The sequence below is a fragment of the Microbispora sp. NPDC004025 genome, assembly GCF_053604425.1.
Genome location: NZ_JBSGHN010000003.1, coordinates 668,326 through 681,681, shown reverse-complemented (window position 1 = coordinate 681,681; position 13,356 = coordinate 668,326). Strand labels below are relative to the sequence as shown.

Below are 13,356 nucleotides of genomic sequence, written 5' to 3'. Positions count from 1 at the left end.
ATGACGCACCGGCACGAAGACGTCTGGATCCGCACCAACGACCCGAGTGTGATCGGCGCGGTGCGCAGGACGGCCGTCGCGCTGGCCACCGCCGCCGGATTCGACCAGAACCGGACCGGCCAGGTCGCCGTGGCGGTGACCGAGGCGGTCTCGAACCTGGTCAAACACGCGGAGGAGGGCGCCGTCCTGGTCCGCCCTCATCCGGAACGGCCGGGGGCGATCGAACTCGTGGCCGTGGACAAGGGCCCCGGGATCGCCGACCTCGCCCGCGCCCTGCGGGACGGCTACTCCACCTCGGGCACGCTCGGCATCGGCCTCGGGGCGATCGCCCGCATGGCCACGGGCTGGGACGTCCACTCGATGCCCGGCAGGGGGACGGTGCTGGTCCTGCACTTCACCCGGGACGGTCTGCCCGGCCCGCCGCTGCGGGTGAGCGGGCTGCGCCGCCCGATCGGCGAGGAGAGCGTCTGCGGCGACGCCTTCGCCTTCGCCGACGCGGGCGACGCGATCAGCGTGCTCGTCTGCGACGGGCTCGGCCACGGCGGCGCCGCCGCGCACGCCTCCCGCGAGGCCGTACGGATCTTCATGGAGGATCCGCACGCCCCTCCGGCCGCCGCGCTCGAACGCCTGCACCGGGGGCTGGGCCACACCCGGGGCGGTGCGGTCGCGGTGGTGCGGGTCGGCCGTGAGAACGTCACGTTCGCCGGGCTGGGCAACGTCTCGGGCTGGATCGCGCAGGCAGAAGGGCGTCAGGGGATGCTCTCGCTGCCCGGCATCGCCGGGCACAAGGGCAGGCAGCCCCGGCAGTACGAGTACGCGCTGCCGCCGCACGCCACGGTGGTGCTGCACACCGACGGTCTCACCGACCGCTGGGATCCGGCCTCCTTCCCCGGGCTGTTCGCCCATTCCCCGGCCGTGGTGGGCGCGACCCTGCTGCGCGACGCGGGCAGCCGCCGGGATGACGCCTGCGTCGTCACCGTGAAACAGGGGCAGTGATGGGCGAGGTTCTCACCCGCGCGGAGATCTGCAGGGAGCAGGACGTCTTCGCCGTACGACAGCTGGGCCGCCAGATCGCCGAGCTCGTGGGACTGGAATCACAGGACCAGATCCGGGTCGCGACCGCGCTCAGCGAGATCGGCCGCGAGGCGCTGGCGTACGGCGCGCAGAGCGACGTCGTCTTCGACCTGCGTGGGGATCGCCTGGTCATCACGGTGAACTACCACGACGGCGGCGACGTGCGGCCGGGCGAGGGCCTGAAGCTGGCCGGCCGCATGGTCGACCAGGTCGCGCTCTCTACTGAGGACCGGTGCGTCACGCTGGTGAAGCGGGTGCCCGAGCACGCCGGGCAGGGCGTGGCCGGGCAGAGGACCCGGTCGCTCGACGGCATCCGCGAGGAGCTGGCCCGCCGGTCGCCGCCCAGCACGGCGATGGACGTGCTGCGCGAGCAGAACAGGGAGCTGGCCGGCACCCTGGAGGAGGTGCTGCGGCTCAACGCGGAGCTGACCGAGACCAACCAGGGCGTGCTGGCGCTGTACAACCAGCTGTCGGCCGAGCTGGAGGAGACCAACCGCGGCGTCGTGGCGTTGTACGCCGAGCTCGACGAGAAGTCGTCCCAGCTCCGCCAGGCGGCAGAGGCCAGGCAGCGGTTCTGGGCCAGCGTGAGCCACGAGCTGCGGCTGCCGCTGAACTCGATCATCGGCCTGGTGAGGTTGCTGCTCGGCTCGGGCGCGGAGCCGCTCACCGAGGAGCAGGAGCACCAGATCACCCTCGTCGGCAGCTCGGCGGAGACGCTGCTGGCGCTGGTGGGCGAACTGCTCGACCTGGCCAAGGCCGAGTCCGGACGGCTGGACCCGCAGCCGTCGATGGTGGACGTGGTCGCCCTGGCCGAGCGGCTGCGCATGACGCTCCACCCCGCCGGGCGGGCCGAGGGGGTCGAGCTGTCGGTCGACGTGTCGGACGAGGTCGGCGAGCTGTTCGTCGACGAGACCATGCTGACCACCATCCTGCGCAACCTGCTGTCGAACGCGCTGAAGTTCACCGAGTATGGACAGGTGCGGCTGACAGTGGTGGTGGACCCCTCGACGGCGGAGGCGGTCTTCACCGTCACCGACACCGGCGTCGGCATTCCCGCCGAGCACCTGGAGCGCGTCTTCGAGGAGTTCTTCCAGGTGCCCGGGTCGCTGCAGCTCAGGGCGAAGGGCACCGGCCTCGGCCTGCCGTACGCCCGCAGGCTCGCGGAGGCGATCGGCGGCTCGCTGGAGCTGGACAGCAGGCTGGGCGAGGGCACCGCGGCCACGCTGCGGGTGCCGCACCGGATGACCACGCCGGAGGCGGGCCGGGTGCTCGTGGCCGACGACGACGAGGGGTTCCGCGCCGTGGCGCGGCGCATGCTCTTCGGGTTCGCGGCCGAGGTGGACGAGGCCGCCGACGGGGTCGAGGCGCTCGGCATGATGCGCGAGAGCCCTCCGGACGTGGTCCTGGTCGACCTGCTCATGCCGCGCCTGGACGGTACGGCGCTGCTGTACGAGATGTCCGAGGACGAGACCCTGCGGGGCATCCCCGCGGTCGTCGTGTCCGTGGTGTCCGAACATCCGGTGGCGGCCCACCCGGTGCTGCCGAAGCACGGACTGCGCAGGGACCAGTTGCTGGAGGCGATCCGGGAGGCCGTGCGCGACAAGCAGGGGCACACGTGGGGGAGCGGGGCCCATGATTGACGCCGCGGCGACGGTGCTGGTCGTCGACGACGTCCCCACCAAGCGGTACATCCTGGCGAGCTGGCTGCGCCGCGCCGGGCACCGGGTCGTCGAGGCCGGCGGCGGCGAGGAGGCACTGGCCGTCGTCGACGCGCTCAGGCCCGACCTTGTCGTCCTCGACGTACGGATGCCCGACCTGAGCGGCATCGAGGTGTGCGAGAAGATCAAGGCGAGCCCGCGGACCGCCTCGATCCCGGTGATCCAGGTCTCCGGGAACGCCATCACCCCGGCCGACCGGGCCGAAGGACTGGAGCGCGGAGCCGACGCGTACCTGTCGGAGCCCATCCAGCCCGACGAGTTCACCGCGACGGTCCGGGCGACCCTGCGGTACTACCGGGCGCGGCAGCGGGCCGAGCGGATGGCGCAGCGGCTGAGCGAGCTGGCCGAGATCACGCTGGCGATGAACGAGGCGGAGGACTTCGAAGGGCTGCTGGCGGTGGCGGCCGAGGGCTGCTCCCGGCTGCTGGAGCGTTACTCTCGGGTGATGGCGGTCCAGCCCGGCGGGCGGCTGCGCAGGTTCGCGGCCCGGCCGGGCGAGCCCGCGGCGCCCAGGCCGGTCCACCCCGACACCCTGGAGCGGCTGAGCACCATCTCGATCGGCCAGTCCGCCGGGGTGCGGGTCTTCGAGATCGACAACGAGACGTGGGCCCGCGTCGTCCCCGACAGCGACGTGGTCGCGCGCGTGTCGGGCGTGCTGTGCCGTACGAAGACGGGCCGGTCGCCGGTGTTCCTGGGGGTGGAGACGGGCTCGCCGCTCGATGGCGAGGAGCGGAGCCTGCTGCGGCAGCTCGGCCAGGCGCTGGCGCTGGCGGTCGACGCGGCCCGCGCGTACGCGGAGGAGCACACGATCTCGCTCACGTTGCAGCGCAGCCTGCTGCCCGCCGAGATCCCCCGGACCCCCGGCCTGCTGGTCAGCGTGCGCTACCGGCCCGCGGTGGACAGTGTGGAAGTCGGCGGCGACTTCTACGAGGTGCTGCCCCTCGGCGATCGGGTGCTGGTCGCGCTCGGCGACGTGCAGGGCCACTCGCTGCACGCCGCCACCGTGATGGCGGAGCTCCGCAACGCGCTGCGGGCGTCGGTGATCGACGCCGTCGACCCGGCCCGGTCGATGGCCCTGCTCAACGCGGTCCTGCGGCGTTACCACCCCGGCATGACGGCGACCGTCTGCCTGATGCTGATCGACCCCGCGACGGGGGAGACCGAGATCGTCAACGCCGGGCACATCCCGCCGCTGCTGGCCGGGAAGGGGGCGGCCTATCACCGGTTCGGCAACCTGCTGCTCGGCGTGGCCGAAGAGCGGTATCGGGTGGACCGGGTCCGGCTGCCCGAGGACGCCACCGTTCTGCTGTTCACCGACGGGCTGATCGAGGACCGCGACAAACTGCTGGACGAGAGCCTGGAGGTCGCCCGTCAGCAGGCCGAGGGCGTGGGCGACGATCTGGAGGGCTTCTGCGACCGGCTGATCGCCACCTTCGGCGCACGGGAGGACGACGTGGCGCTGGTCGCCCTCCGTCGCGTGCCGTTCTGACGGTTGTCCACAGGGGAGCGGGCGTCGCCACGACGGCGGCGGGGGACCGAATAGCCTTGGACGCATGCGGAGCCCATTGCTTGACACACACGGCGCGGTGGCCGCGCAGGCGCCGGACGAGACCGTCGCGGCCCACTACGGTGATCCCTTCGCGGAACAGCGGGCGCTGGCCGGCGGGCGCGCGCTGGTCGACCGGAGCAATCGCGAGGTCGTGCGGATCAGCGGGCCCGACCGGCTGAGCTGGCTCAACGACCTCAGCTCGCAGAGGCTCGACACGCTCCAGCCGGGCACGCCCACCCAGACGCTGCTGCTCGACCCGCAGGGCCGCGTGGAGCACCATCTCACGCTCGTGGACGACGGCGAGGCCGTGTGGGCCCACGTGGAGCCCGGCACCTCGGCCGAGCTGGTGGCCTTCCTCGAGAAGATGCGGTTCATGCTGCGGGTCGAGATCGCCGACGTCACCGCGGACTACGCGGTGGTCTCGGTCGCCCCGCCCGCGTCGGCCGAGAGCCCCGCCGCGACCGGCGTGCCCGTGGAGGGCGCCGTCGCGATGGGCGGCGACGTGCTCGTGCCGCGCGAGCGGCTGGGCGGCCTCCCGGACGAGCTGGGCCTGCGGCCCGCCGGCCTGTGGGCCTACGAGGCGCTGCGCATCGCCGCGTACGTGCCCCGGCTCGGGTTCGAGACCGACCACAAGACGATCCCCCACGAGGTCGGGTGGATCGAGGCGGCCGTCCATCTCAGCAAGGGCTGCTACCGGGGGCAGGAGACGGTCGCCCGGGTCCACAATCTCGGCCATCCGCCCCGCCGCCTGGTCTTCCTGCATCTCGACGGCAGCGTGGACGAGCTGCCCCCGCACGGCGCCCCGGTGACCCTCGGCGTCGGCACGCCGGTCGAGGCCGAGCCGGAGGCCGCCGTGGAGGGCTCCGCCGAGCCCGGTCAGATCGGCTTCGTGGGGTCGTCGGCCCGCCACCACGAGCTGGGCCCGATCGCCCTCGCGGTCGTGAAGCGGACGGTCCCGGTGGACATCGACCTGCTGGCAGGCGGCGTCGCCGCGAGCCAGGAGGTCGTGGTGCCGCCGGACGCCGGGCGGAACGTGAAGATCGACCCCGCCCTCCGCCGGCGCATCCGATAGCCCTCCGTTCAGCGGCGGGCCCACCACCGCCGGGTGCAGAGCGCGGCGAGCACGGCGCCCGCCGCGTTCAGGATCACGTCGTCCACGGAGCTCACCCGGCCGAGCCGCAGGCCGAACTGCAGGAGTTCGACGGCGAGCGACGCGGTGGCCGCGACGGCGGCCACCGCCGCGAGCGAGGCGAAGCGCGCGGAGCGGACCGGCAGCATGGCGCCGAGCGCGGAGAAGACCAGGAGGTTGCCGCCGATCTGCACGACGGCCGCTCCGGGTGACAACACCGCGAGCTGACCCGCCAGGTCCACCAGGGGAACGACGTGCACCCCCGACCCGGTCCCCGGCGTGAGGATCATCCAGATCCAGGGGAGGGTTCCGGCCACCATGACCACGTCCGCGGCGGCCGTACGGCGGGGAGCGGGATGGCCCCGGCGGACGCGGTGACGGGTGAGGAGCAGGACGGCGAGAACGGCCGCGGGAACGGCGCAGACGGCCGCGACGACGACGTGTCCCCACGTGCCCCACGCCTGTTGCATCCGATCATGATGCCAGGCGGGGCGCGGGACCGGCGGTCAGACGTCCACGACGAGGGTGATCGGGCCGTCGTTGGTGAGGGTGACCTTCATGTCGGCGCCGAAGACGCCCGTCTCCACCCGCGCGCCGAGCGCCCGCAGCTCGGCCACCACGGCCTCGACCAGGGGCTCGGCCACCGGGCCGGGCGCGGCGGCCTGCCAGGTGGGCCTGCGGCCCCTGCGGGCGTCGCCGTACAACGTGAACTGGCTGATCACCAGCAGCGGCGCGCCGATGTCGGAGCAGGACTTCTCGCCGTGCAGGATCCGCAGCCCCCACAGCTTGGCGGCGAGCCTGGCCGCCTCGGCCCGGCCGTCGGTGTGGGTGACGCCCACGAGCACGAGCAGGCCGGGCTCGTCGATGGCGCCGACGACCCGACCCTCCACCACAACGGACGCGGAGCTGACCCGCTGAACGACCGCACGCATGGCCCCGAATTCTGCCATGTCCGGGGGCTTCGTAGACTGCGCGTCATGACGGAGATGCTCGTCGAGGTGGTCCGGTCGGGGTTCGTCGAGTCGGTGCACCGGGCCCGCGTACACGTGATCGGGGCGGACGGCGTGCCGGCCCTGGTGTGCGGCGACACGTCGAGCCTCGCGTCGCCGCGCTCGGCCATGAAGCCCCTGCAGGCGCTCGCGATGGTCCGGGCCGGCCTGCCGCTCGAGAACGAACTGCTCGCGCTCGCCGCCGCGAGCCACAGCGGTGAGCCCTTCCACATCGACGGCGTACGGAAGATCCTGGCGGGCGCGGGTCTGGACGAGACGTTCCTGCGCTGCCCCGAGGACCTGCCCCTCGACGAGCAGGCGCGCCGTCAGGTCCTGCGGGAGCACGGCGACGCCCGCCGGATCCTCATGAACTGCTCGGGCAAGCACGCGGCGATGCTCGCCACCTGTGTGGTCAACGGCTGGCCCGTGGACGACTACCGCCACCCCGGCCACCCGCTGCAGCGGGCCATCCGCGCCACGGTCGAGGAGTTCACCGGGGAGCGGGTCGCGGCGACCGGCGTGGACGGCTGCGGCGCGCCGTTGTTCTTCGTCTCGATGGCGGGGGTGGCGCGTGCCTTCCGGAGTCTCACGCTCGCCCCCGCCGGCACTGCGGAGCGGCGCGTCGCCGACGCGATGCGCGCGCACCCCGAATGGACGAGCGGCACCACCCGGGCGGAGAACCTGCTGATGCGGGCCGTTCCCGGGCTGCTGGTGAAGTCGGGCGCGGAGGCGTTCGACGCGTTCGCCGACGCCGACGGCCGCGCCGGCGCTGTGAAGATCGTGGACGGCGGCGGCCGGGCCCGCGTTCCGGTGACGGTCGCCGCGCTGCGCGCCGCCGGAGTCGACGCCCCGGAACTGGCCGGTCTCGCGACCGCCCCGCTGTTCGGCGGCGGGGTCCCGGTCGGCGAGGTGCGGGTCCGTCCCGCCTGACGGCTCCCCGGGGACCTACAGGGAACGGAACTGGCGGGAGGTCGAGATCGCCCCGGAGGTGGTCATGACGAACGTCCGCATGGAGTCGGCGAACCTGGACAGGTCCCATTCGGCCGGGCCCTGGTACCAGTACAGGTGGTCGGTCTGCCGTCCGTTGCCGTTGAACGAGCTGACCACCCGAGCCCACCGGTCCACGCTGTCGAAGATCACCGCGTACGGCAGGTAGCGGGAGAACAGTTCCACGCGCTGGCCGGCGGGGACGTCGTCGACGTTCGCCCCGGCGAGGTACTCCCGGAACCCGAGCGTGTGCGCCAGGGCCGCCGCGCCCTGCGCCGTCTTGGCCGGCATGTACTGGGCGCCGAAGGCCAGCGCGGCCCCCGCGATGATCAGGGCGAGCCCCAGCAGGCCGTACGTCGTGAACCAGGCGAGCAGGACGGTGGCGGCCACTCCGAGCCCGACGACGACCAGGCCGAGGGTCGTCCAGCGGGACCGGGTCGAGTCGGGCCGCCGCGCGAACCAGCCCTGCGTCACGACGTCCTGGTACAACGCGTCGCGCACCGTCGCCAGGCGGGCGGCGAACGACCCGTGCAGTTCGGACAGCAGCACCCGGTCGCGGCCGTCGAAGATCGCGTCGTGGAGGGCGCGCTCGTAGGGCAGCAGGTCGCCGATCCGGGCGCCGGGCAGCTTGACCAGGCACCAGTCCGGGGTGTCGTAGGTCTGCCGCGGCTGCTCGTCGATCCGCAGGTAGTTGCGCACGGCGAGGTCCACGATGGTCGCGGTCACGTCGACCACGTCGGCCTGTTCGTCGAACAGCGTGCCGATCTGCCCCGGGCGCACGCCGTCCGGCGGGCTGAAGTGCCCGTTGCGGTGCCCGCTGACCGGGGCGGACTCGCTGCCGACGACGCGGGCGTCGCGGCCCCGCGTCCAGTACAGCAGCCCCACGCCGCCGAGCAGCAGCACCAGCAGCGCCGCCAGAGAGCCGCCGGTCACGGCGTTCAGCGTGAACGCGGTGGACAGTTCGAACCTGCGCTCCAGGATCGGCCGGGCCCCCGTCGCGCCCTTGGGGTAGCCGACGACGACCGTCAGCGTCTGGCCGTCCCCGAGGCCCTGCTGCTCGAAGGTGGCGGTGGCGCCGGTCTCCTCGACCGAGGCGCCGGTGCAGGCGATGGCGGCGCTGAGCTCACCGGCGAAGCACGACAGGTTCTGCACCCGGCCGGGTCCGCTCACGGTGACGACGGCCTCCTGCACGGGGCCGGACACCGCGAACCAGCGCAGTTCCTCGCCCGACGCCGTGGGCGTCACGGCGCCGGTCACGTCGTACTCCACCGTGCCCTTGAACGTCAGGGTCTTCCCGTCGTACGAGCCGCCCTTGACGTTCGAGATGCGGTAGACGCGGTCGTGACCGTCGTCGTAGCGGGTCCGGATGGGCGGCGTGCGCCGCACCGTCTCGCCGGCGGGGGTGATCGTCTCCTTCACGTGGAGCACGCCGTTCTCGCGGAGCTCCATCGTCACCTCGGCCTTCGCCAGAGGCGCGGAAGCCGCAGTGACGGCGTGCGCGGGGGAGGCGGCGAGGACGGCGAGCAGTGCCGCCAGCCCGAGCCGGCGCGCGAGATCCACCATGAGCCGCAACCCTATCGGTCCCGTTACTCCACAAGTGATCGGATATGGGCCATCGGACCGGTCAGGAATCGAGAAGCGCGGCGGACACCGCCGTCCGTAGCGTTGTGGGCATGGAACTCACCCTTCACTACTGCTACATCATCGTCGACGACGGCGACGCCGCGCTCGCCTTCTACCGGGACGTGCTCGGCCTCGAGCTGCGCAACGACGTCGGCTACGCGGGCGCGCGCTGGCTGACCATGGGCCCGCCGTCGCAGCCGGACGTCAACATCGTGCTGGAGACCGTCAACGCCGACCCGGCCGCCTCACCGGAGGACCGCGAGGCGCTGAGCCGGTTGCTCGCGAAGGGCATGCTGCGCGCCGTCGTCTTCGCCACCCCCGACTGCGACGCCGCCTTCGAGAAGATCAGCGCGGCCGGCGCCGAGGTCCTGCAGGAGCCGGTCGACCAGCCGTACGGCGTCCGCGACTGCGCCTTCCGCGACCCGGCGGGCAACATGATCCGCTTCCAGCAGCTCGGCAAGGGCTGACGCGACGCGCCCCTTCGGGGGCGTTCGCCGGATCGGTAGGCTAGCCGTCCATGGGACACACCCGGCTCTACCGGAACGGGAATCTGGAGGCCGAGGGCTTTCCGGTCGCCGACGTCTCCGAGCACGTCAAGGACCCGTCGGCCGTGGTGTGGTTCGACATGTGCGCCCCCACCGAGGAGGAGCTGCAGACCATCAGCGAGGAGCTGGGGCTGCACGCCCTGGCGGTGGAGGACGCGCTGCAGCACCGGCAACGGCCCAAGCTCGACGTCTACGACAGCCACATGTTCTTGAGCGTCTACGCGGCGGCCTTCGACGCCGAGTCGGGCCGGGTGCGGGTCGCGCCCGCGGCCGCATTCGTCACGAAGAACGCGCTGGTCACCGTACGTCAGACGGACGACTTCTCCGTCGAGCAGGTGATCCGGCGCTGGGACGAGGGGGCGGACCTGGCCCGGCACGGCGTGGCGTTCCTGCTGCACGGCCTGCTCGACTACGTGGTGGACAGCCACTTCGAGACCGTCGAGGCCATGGACGAGCAGGTGGAGGACCTGGAGGAGACGGTGTTCGGCGACCGGCCGGTCGGTCCGGAGGACCAGCGGCGCACGTTCGAGCTGCGCAAGAGCCTGGTCACGCTGCGGCGCATCGTGATGCCCATGCGGGAGGCCGTGAACTCCCTCGTGCGGCGCAACGGCCTGATCGGCGACGGTGAGATGGCGCCGTACTTCCAAGACGTGTACGACCAGGTGCTGCGGGCCACGGAGTGGACGGAGTCGCTGCGCGACCTGGTCAGCAACATCCGCGAGACGCATCTGACCATGCAGAGCAACCGGATGAACCTCATCATGAAGCGGGTGACGAGCTGGGCCGCGATCATCGCGGTGCCCACGCTGATCACCGGCTTCTACGGCCAGAACATCCCGTTTCCCGGCTTCGGGCACCCGTGGGGCTTCTGGTCGTCCACCGTGCTGATCGTCGTCGCCTCGGCCGCGCTCTACCGGGTGTTCCGGGCCCGCGACTGGCTCTGAGCGCGGGTCACCAGGGACCGTACGGCCCCTGGTTGCCGCCGCCGCGGTAGCCGTTGACCGCGGGCTTCACATCGGCGAGGTAGATGCCCGCCGCGATGACGGCGGCGATGGTGAAGATGTTGGGCAGCCCCATCCCCATGCCCATGTAGTTGATCGCGCCGGCGAAGGTGAACAGCGTCGCGAGGCCGAGGATGATCAGCCAGAGCGGCTTGGTCTGCTTGCCGGCCGCGGGGAAGGCGCGTGAGGGGATCCGCAGGGCGTGCACCAGCGCCCAGCCGGACAAAACGAAGGCCCCGACGGAAAGCAGCCAGAAGATGATGTCGAGGATGCCGTACAGCCCGAACAATGGACTCTCCCACACGGTCACGGTCGCTGACGCCCCCAGACTAATGGGCGGCGACGACACGTGGCGCGGGCGCCGGAGGCCGGTCTCCGGGAACATCCCGCCCGCACGGAGAACAGCCCGCACAGAGAGCGGCCACACGGAGAGCAGCCCGGACGGAGAGCGGCCGGACGGAGAACAGGCGGTAACGGCGGCGGCCCGCCTCCCCGTGCGGGAAGGCGGGCCGCCGCGGTGTCACTCGCGCGGGCCGCGGATCAGCTCTGGGCCGCGGTGGTGGTGCGGGTCCGGCCGGTCGAGGTCCGCTTGGCGGTGGTCTCGGCGGCGATCGCCGGCTCGGCGGCCTCCGAGACCTCCGTCAGCTCCAGCGCGGCCTCGCCGCTCACGCGGCTGACGACCTTGCGGCCACGCGTGGCCAGGTCGTCGTACAGCCGGGTGAAGCGGGCGGCGGCGGCGTCGGCGTACCCCTTGGCCTTCTCCGGGAAGTCCTTGGCGACGGCCTCGGCCCTGTCCTGCACGGTGCTGGCGTAGGCGCGGGCCTTCTCCACGGCGATGTCCCCGGCGCCGGTGAGCGCGTAGAACGGCTTGGACTCCGTGATCTTCTTGGCCTGGGTCGTGATGGTCATGGGCTATCCTTCCCTCGAATCCGGTGCAATGCCGTCGCGCGGGAGAACCGGGTCGTCCCCGAGATGCTCAGCCGATTGCGGCGGCTGGGCGGTGTCGGCCCGGTTCTCCTTGCGGAACGATTCGTAGATATCGATCAGCACCTGGCGTTGCCGCCCGGTGAGTGTGACGTCGGCCCGGATCGCGGTCAGCACGTCACTGTGCGGCTCGCGGTCCTCGATGAGGCCGGCCTGGACGTAGAGCGCCTGGGCGGAGATCTGCAGACCCTTCGCGATCTGGTTCAGGATCTCCGCGCTCGGCTTGCGCAGGCCCCGTTCCACCTGGCTCAGGTAAGGGTTGGACACCCCGGCCTGCGCGGCGAGCTGACGAAGCGAGATCTTCGCCTGCTGCCGCTGCTGGCGGATGTACTCACCGAGCGAGGTGACCTTGGGCAGTTCCATGCCCCCAGTCTGCCTCGCACTGCTTGCAATTGCAAACTGAGCGGCTAACGCCAGCTAGCACCCATGGTTCGGCAAGGAAACGGTTCAGCCGGGAAGCAGCCAGAGCAGCGGGGCACTGGTGGCGAGCACCACCGATCCGGCCAGGATCAGGAAGCGGTGGGTGATCGGGAGTGCCACCTCGGGCCGTACGAGCCGGTCGACCCGGGCCATCACGCTCGACGGCGCGGACGCGCCGAGCGCGCCCTGCGGCGTCGGCAGCGCGGCCGAGGCGCCGAAGCGCAGCAGGGCGGTGGCCAGCCTGCGGGGGCAGCACCGCTGCCGGGCGCGGTCGTCGGCGGCCATCTCGACCAGCAGCTCGACCGACTCCTGCGCGTCGCTGACCAGCTTCGACCAGGGCAGCGCGCGGCGCAGCGCGGCGAACGGCAGCAGCACCAGGTCGTGGCGTTCACGCACGTGGGCGGCCTCGTGCGCCAGCACGGCCTCCAGCTCCGCGGACGACAACAGGTGGAGCGTGCCGTCGCTGATGACGACCTGCGACTTCAGTCCGGGCAGGCAGTAGGCGGCGGCGCCGGGGAAGTCCACCACGCGCACTCCGGGCACGGCCGGCTCGTCCCGGGCGACCAGCGCGAGCAGCAGCCGGTGGCGGCGGCGGGCCCGCAGCGTCTGCGCCCCGGCCGCGAGGGGCAGGGCGATCAGTACGGCGAGCAGCGACAGACCGGCGACCAGCGCCGCCAGCCGTAGGTAGTCGTGCGGCGTCCGCGCGCCGAACTCCACGCTCAGCAGGAACTCCCCGAGGCCGTGGACGACGCCCTTGCGGTAGGGGTCGAGCGCGAAGGCGAGCAGGGCGCCGGTCGAGGCGAGCCCCCAGGTCAGCCCCAGCGACTGCCACAACAGGATCGCCGTGCGCGGGGCACGCCAAGTCCAGCGCGCGAAGGTCAGCCGCCACGCGGCGACCGCGCACACCATGGCGAGCGCCGCTAAGACCGCCGCCGCGATCACTCTTCCTCCAGCTCCGTGAGGGCCTTCAGCAGGATCTCGGCTTCCGATCCGGAGACGGCGCGGGCGAAGCGGGTCAGCGCCGCGTCCCGGTCGCCGGTCATGTCCAGGGCCTCGAGCATCACCTCGGCGACGTACGCGTCACGGCTCGCGGCGGGCTGGTAGCGCCACGCGCGGCCGTCGCGGGTGCGGGTGAGGAAGCCCTTGCGGGACAGCCGGTCGAGCACGGTCATCACGGTCGTCGGCGCGAGGTCGCGGTCCTCGATGAGGCGTCCCACCTCGCGGGCCGTCAGTGGGGCGTTCTCCGCCCAGAGGATGTCCATGATGCTGCGTTCGAGCTCTCCCAGTCCCTTCACGTTTTCAAGCCTACTCGGGGTAGTACTACGTCCCGTAGAGAG

Annotated in this window: 15 protein-coding genes; 7 read left to right on the top strand and 8 right to left on the bottom strand. The window is 72.3% G+C overall.

The features are described 5' to 3' along the window. The 4 genes from ACWEQG_RS11365 to ygfZ all read left to right on the top strand — a co-directional run bounded on the left by ACWEQG_RS11365 (nt 1) and on the right by ygfZ (nt 5,413). Nucleotides 1–996, top strand: coding sequence for an ATP-binding protein (locus ACWEQG_RS11365; RefSeq protein ID WP_452283788.1), 996 nt, complete (start codon nt 1–3; stop codon nt 994–996). Beyond that, on the top strand, nt 996–2,714 hold the full coding sequence (locus ACWEQG_RS11360; RefSeq protein WP_452283787.1) for an ATP-binding protein: 1,719 nt from the start codon (nt 996–998) through the stop codon (nt 2,712–2,714). The genes ACWEQG_RS11365 and ACWEQG_RS11360 overlap by 1 nt, the downstream gene beginning before the upstream one ends. Then, nucleotides 2,707–4,281 (top strand): SpoIIE family protein phosphatase, encoded by a 1,575-nt coding sequence (locus tag ACWEQG_RS11355; RefSeq protein WP_452283785.1) that lies wholly within the window; start codon nt 2,707–2,709, stop codon nt 4,279–4,281. The genes ACWEQG_RS11360 and ACWEQG_RS11355 overlap by 8 nt, the downstream gene beginning before the upstream one ends. A 64-nt stretch (nt 4,282–4,345) precedes the next feature. Continuing rightward, entirely contained in the window at nt 4,346–5,413 is a 1,068-nt protein-coding gene (ygfZ, locus tag ACWEQG_RS11350; protein WP_452283783.1) for a CAF17-like 4Fe-4S cluster assembly/insertion protein YgfZ, read from the top strand. Between the two features lie 8 nt (nt 5,414–5,421). Here the strand turns inward: ygfZ and ACWEQG_RS11345 are convergent, their stop codons facing one another. Together ACWEQG_RS11345 and dtd are read right to left on the bottom strand one after the other, a co-directional pair. After that, a complete protein-coding gene (locus ACWEQG_RS11345; protein WP_452283781.1) occupies nt 5,422–5,940 on the bottom strand; it encodes a VanZ family protein in 519 nt (172 codons plus the stop codon). Nucleotides 5,941–5,976: 36 nt separating this feature from the next. Further along, complete coding sequence (dtd, locus tag ACWEQG_RS11340; RefSeq protein WP_363461478.1) at nt 5,977–6,402, bottom strand: D-aminoacyl-tRNA deacylase; 426 nt, start codon at nt 6,400–6,402, stop codon at nt 5,977–5,979. 45 nt (nt 6,403–6,447) lie between these two features. Between dtd and ACWEQG_RS11335 the strand changes: the two genes are divergently transcribed. Next, nucleotides 6,448–7,389 (top strand): asparaginase, encoded by a 942-nt coding sequence (locus ACWEQG_RS11335; RefSeq protein WP_452283779.1) that lies wholly within the window; start codon nt 6,448–6,450, stop codon nt 7,387–7,389. A 15-nt stretch (nt 7,390–7,404) separates the two neighbouring features. Here the strand turns inward: ACWEQG_RS11335 and ACWEQG_RS11330 are convergent, their stop codons facing one another. Beyond that, nucleotides 7,405–9,009, bottom strand: a complete 1,605-nt coding sequence (locus ACWEQG_RS11330) for a DUF2207 domain-containing protein (protein WP_452283777.1) — start codon at nt 9,007–9,009, stop codon at nt 7,405–7,407. Between the two features lie 110 nt (nt 9,010–9,119). Between ACWEQG_RS11330 and ACWEQG_RS11325 the strand changes: the two genes are divergently transcribed. Continuing rightward, nucleotides 9,120–9,536 (top strand): VOC family protein, encoded by a 417-nt coding sequence (locus ACWEQG_RS11325; RefSeq protein ID WP_452283775.1) that lies wholly within the window; start codon nt 9,120–9,122, stop codon nt 9,534–9,536. A gap of 50 nt (nt 9,537–9,586) precedes the next feature. Continuing rightward, the gene (locus ACWEQG_RS11320; protein ID WP_452283773.1) at nt 9,587–10,558 is read left to right on the top strand and encodes a magnesium transporter CorA family protein; all 972 of its coding nucleotides are present in this window, start codon (nt 9,587–9,589) and stop codon (nt 10,556–10,558) included. Between the two features lie 7 nt (nt 10,559–10,565). Here ACWEQG_RS11320 and ACWEQG_RS11315 read toward each other — a convergent pair whose 3' ends face one another. The 5 genes from ACWEQG_RS11315 to ACWEQG_RS11295 form a co-directional block, all read right to left on the bottom strand. After that, entirely contained in the window at nt 10,566–10,925 is a 360-nt protein-coding gene (locus ACWEQG_RS11315; RefSeq protein ID WP_310742274.1) for a DUF2516 family protein, read from the bottom strand. A gap of 230 nt (nt 10,926–11,155) precedes the next feature. Then, nucleotides 11,156–11,524, bottom strand: a complete 369-nt coding sequence (locus ACWEQG_RS11310) for a hypothetical protein (RefSeq protein WP_452283771.1) — start codon at nt 11,522–11,524, stop codon at nt 11,156–11,158. 3 nt (nt 11,525–11,527) lie between these two features. Then, a complete protein-coding gene (locus ACWEQG_RS11305) occupies nt 11,528–11,962 on the bottom strand; it encodes a helix-turn-helix domain-containing protein (protein ID WP_363461491.1) in 435 nt (144 codons plus the stop codon). A gap of 84 nt (nt 11,963–12,046) precedes the next feature. Then, on the bottom strand, nt 12,047–12,961 hold the full coding sequence (locus ACWEQG_RS11300) for a M56 family metallopeptidase (RefSeq protein ID WP_452283770.1): 915 nt from the start codon (nt 12,959–12,961) through the stop codon (nt 12,047–12,049). Beyond that, nucleotides 12,958–13,314 carry a BlaI/MecI/CopY family transcriptional regulator gene (locus ACWEQG_RS11295; RefSeq protein WP_363461495.1) on the bottom strand — a complete coding sequence of 119 codons (357 nt, stop codon included), beginning with the start codon at nt 13,312–13,314 and terminating at the stop codon, nt 12,958–12,960. Before ACWEQG_RS11295 ends, ACWEQG_RS11300 begins: the two co-directional genes overlap by 4 nt. Between the last annotated feature and the right edge of the window lie 42 nt (nt 13,315–13,356).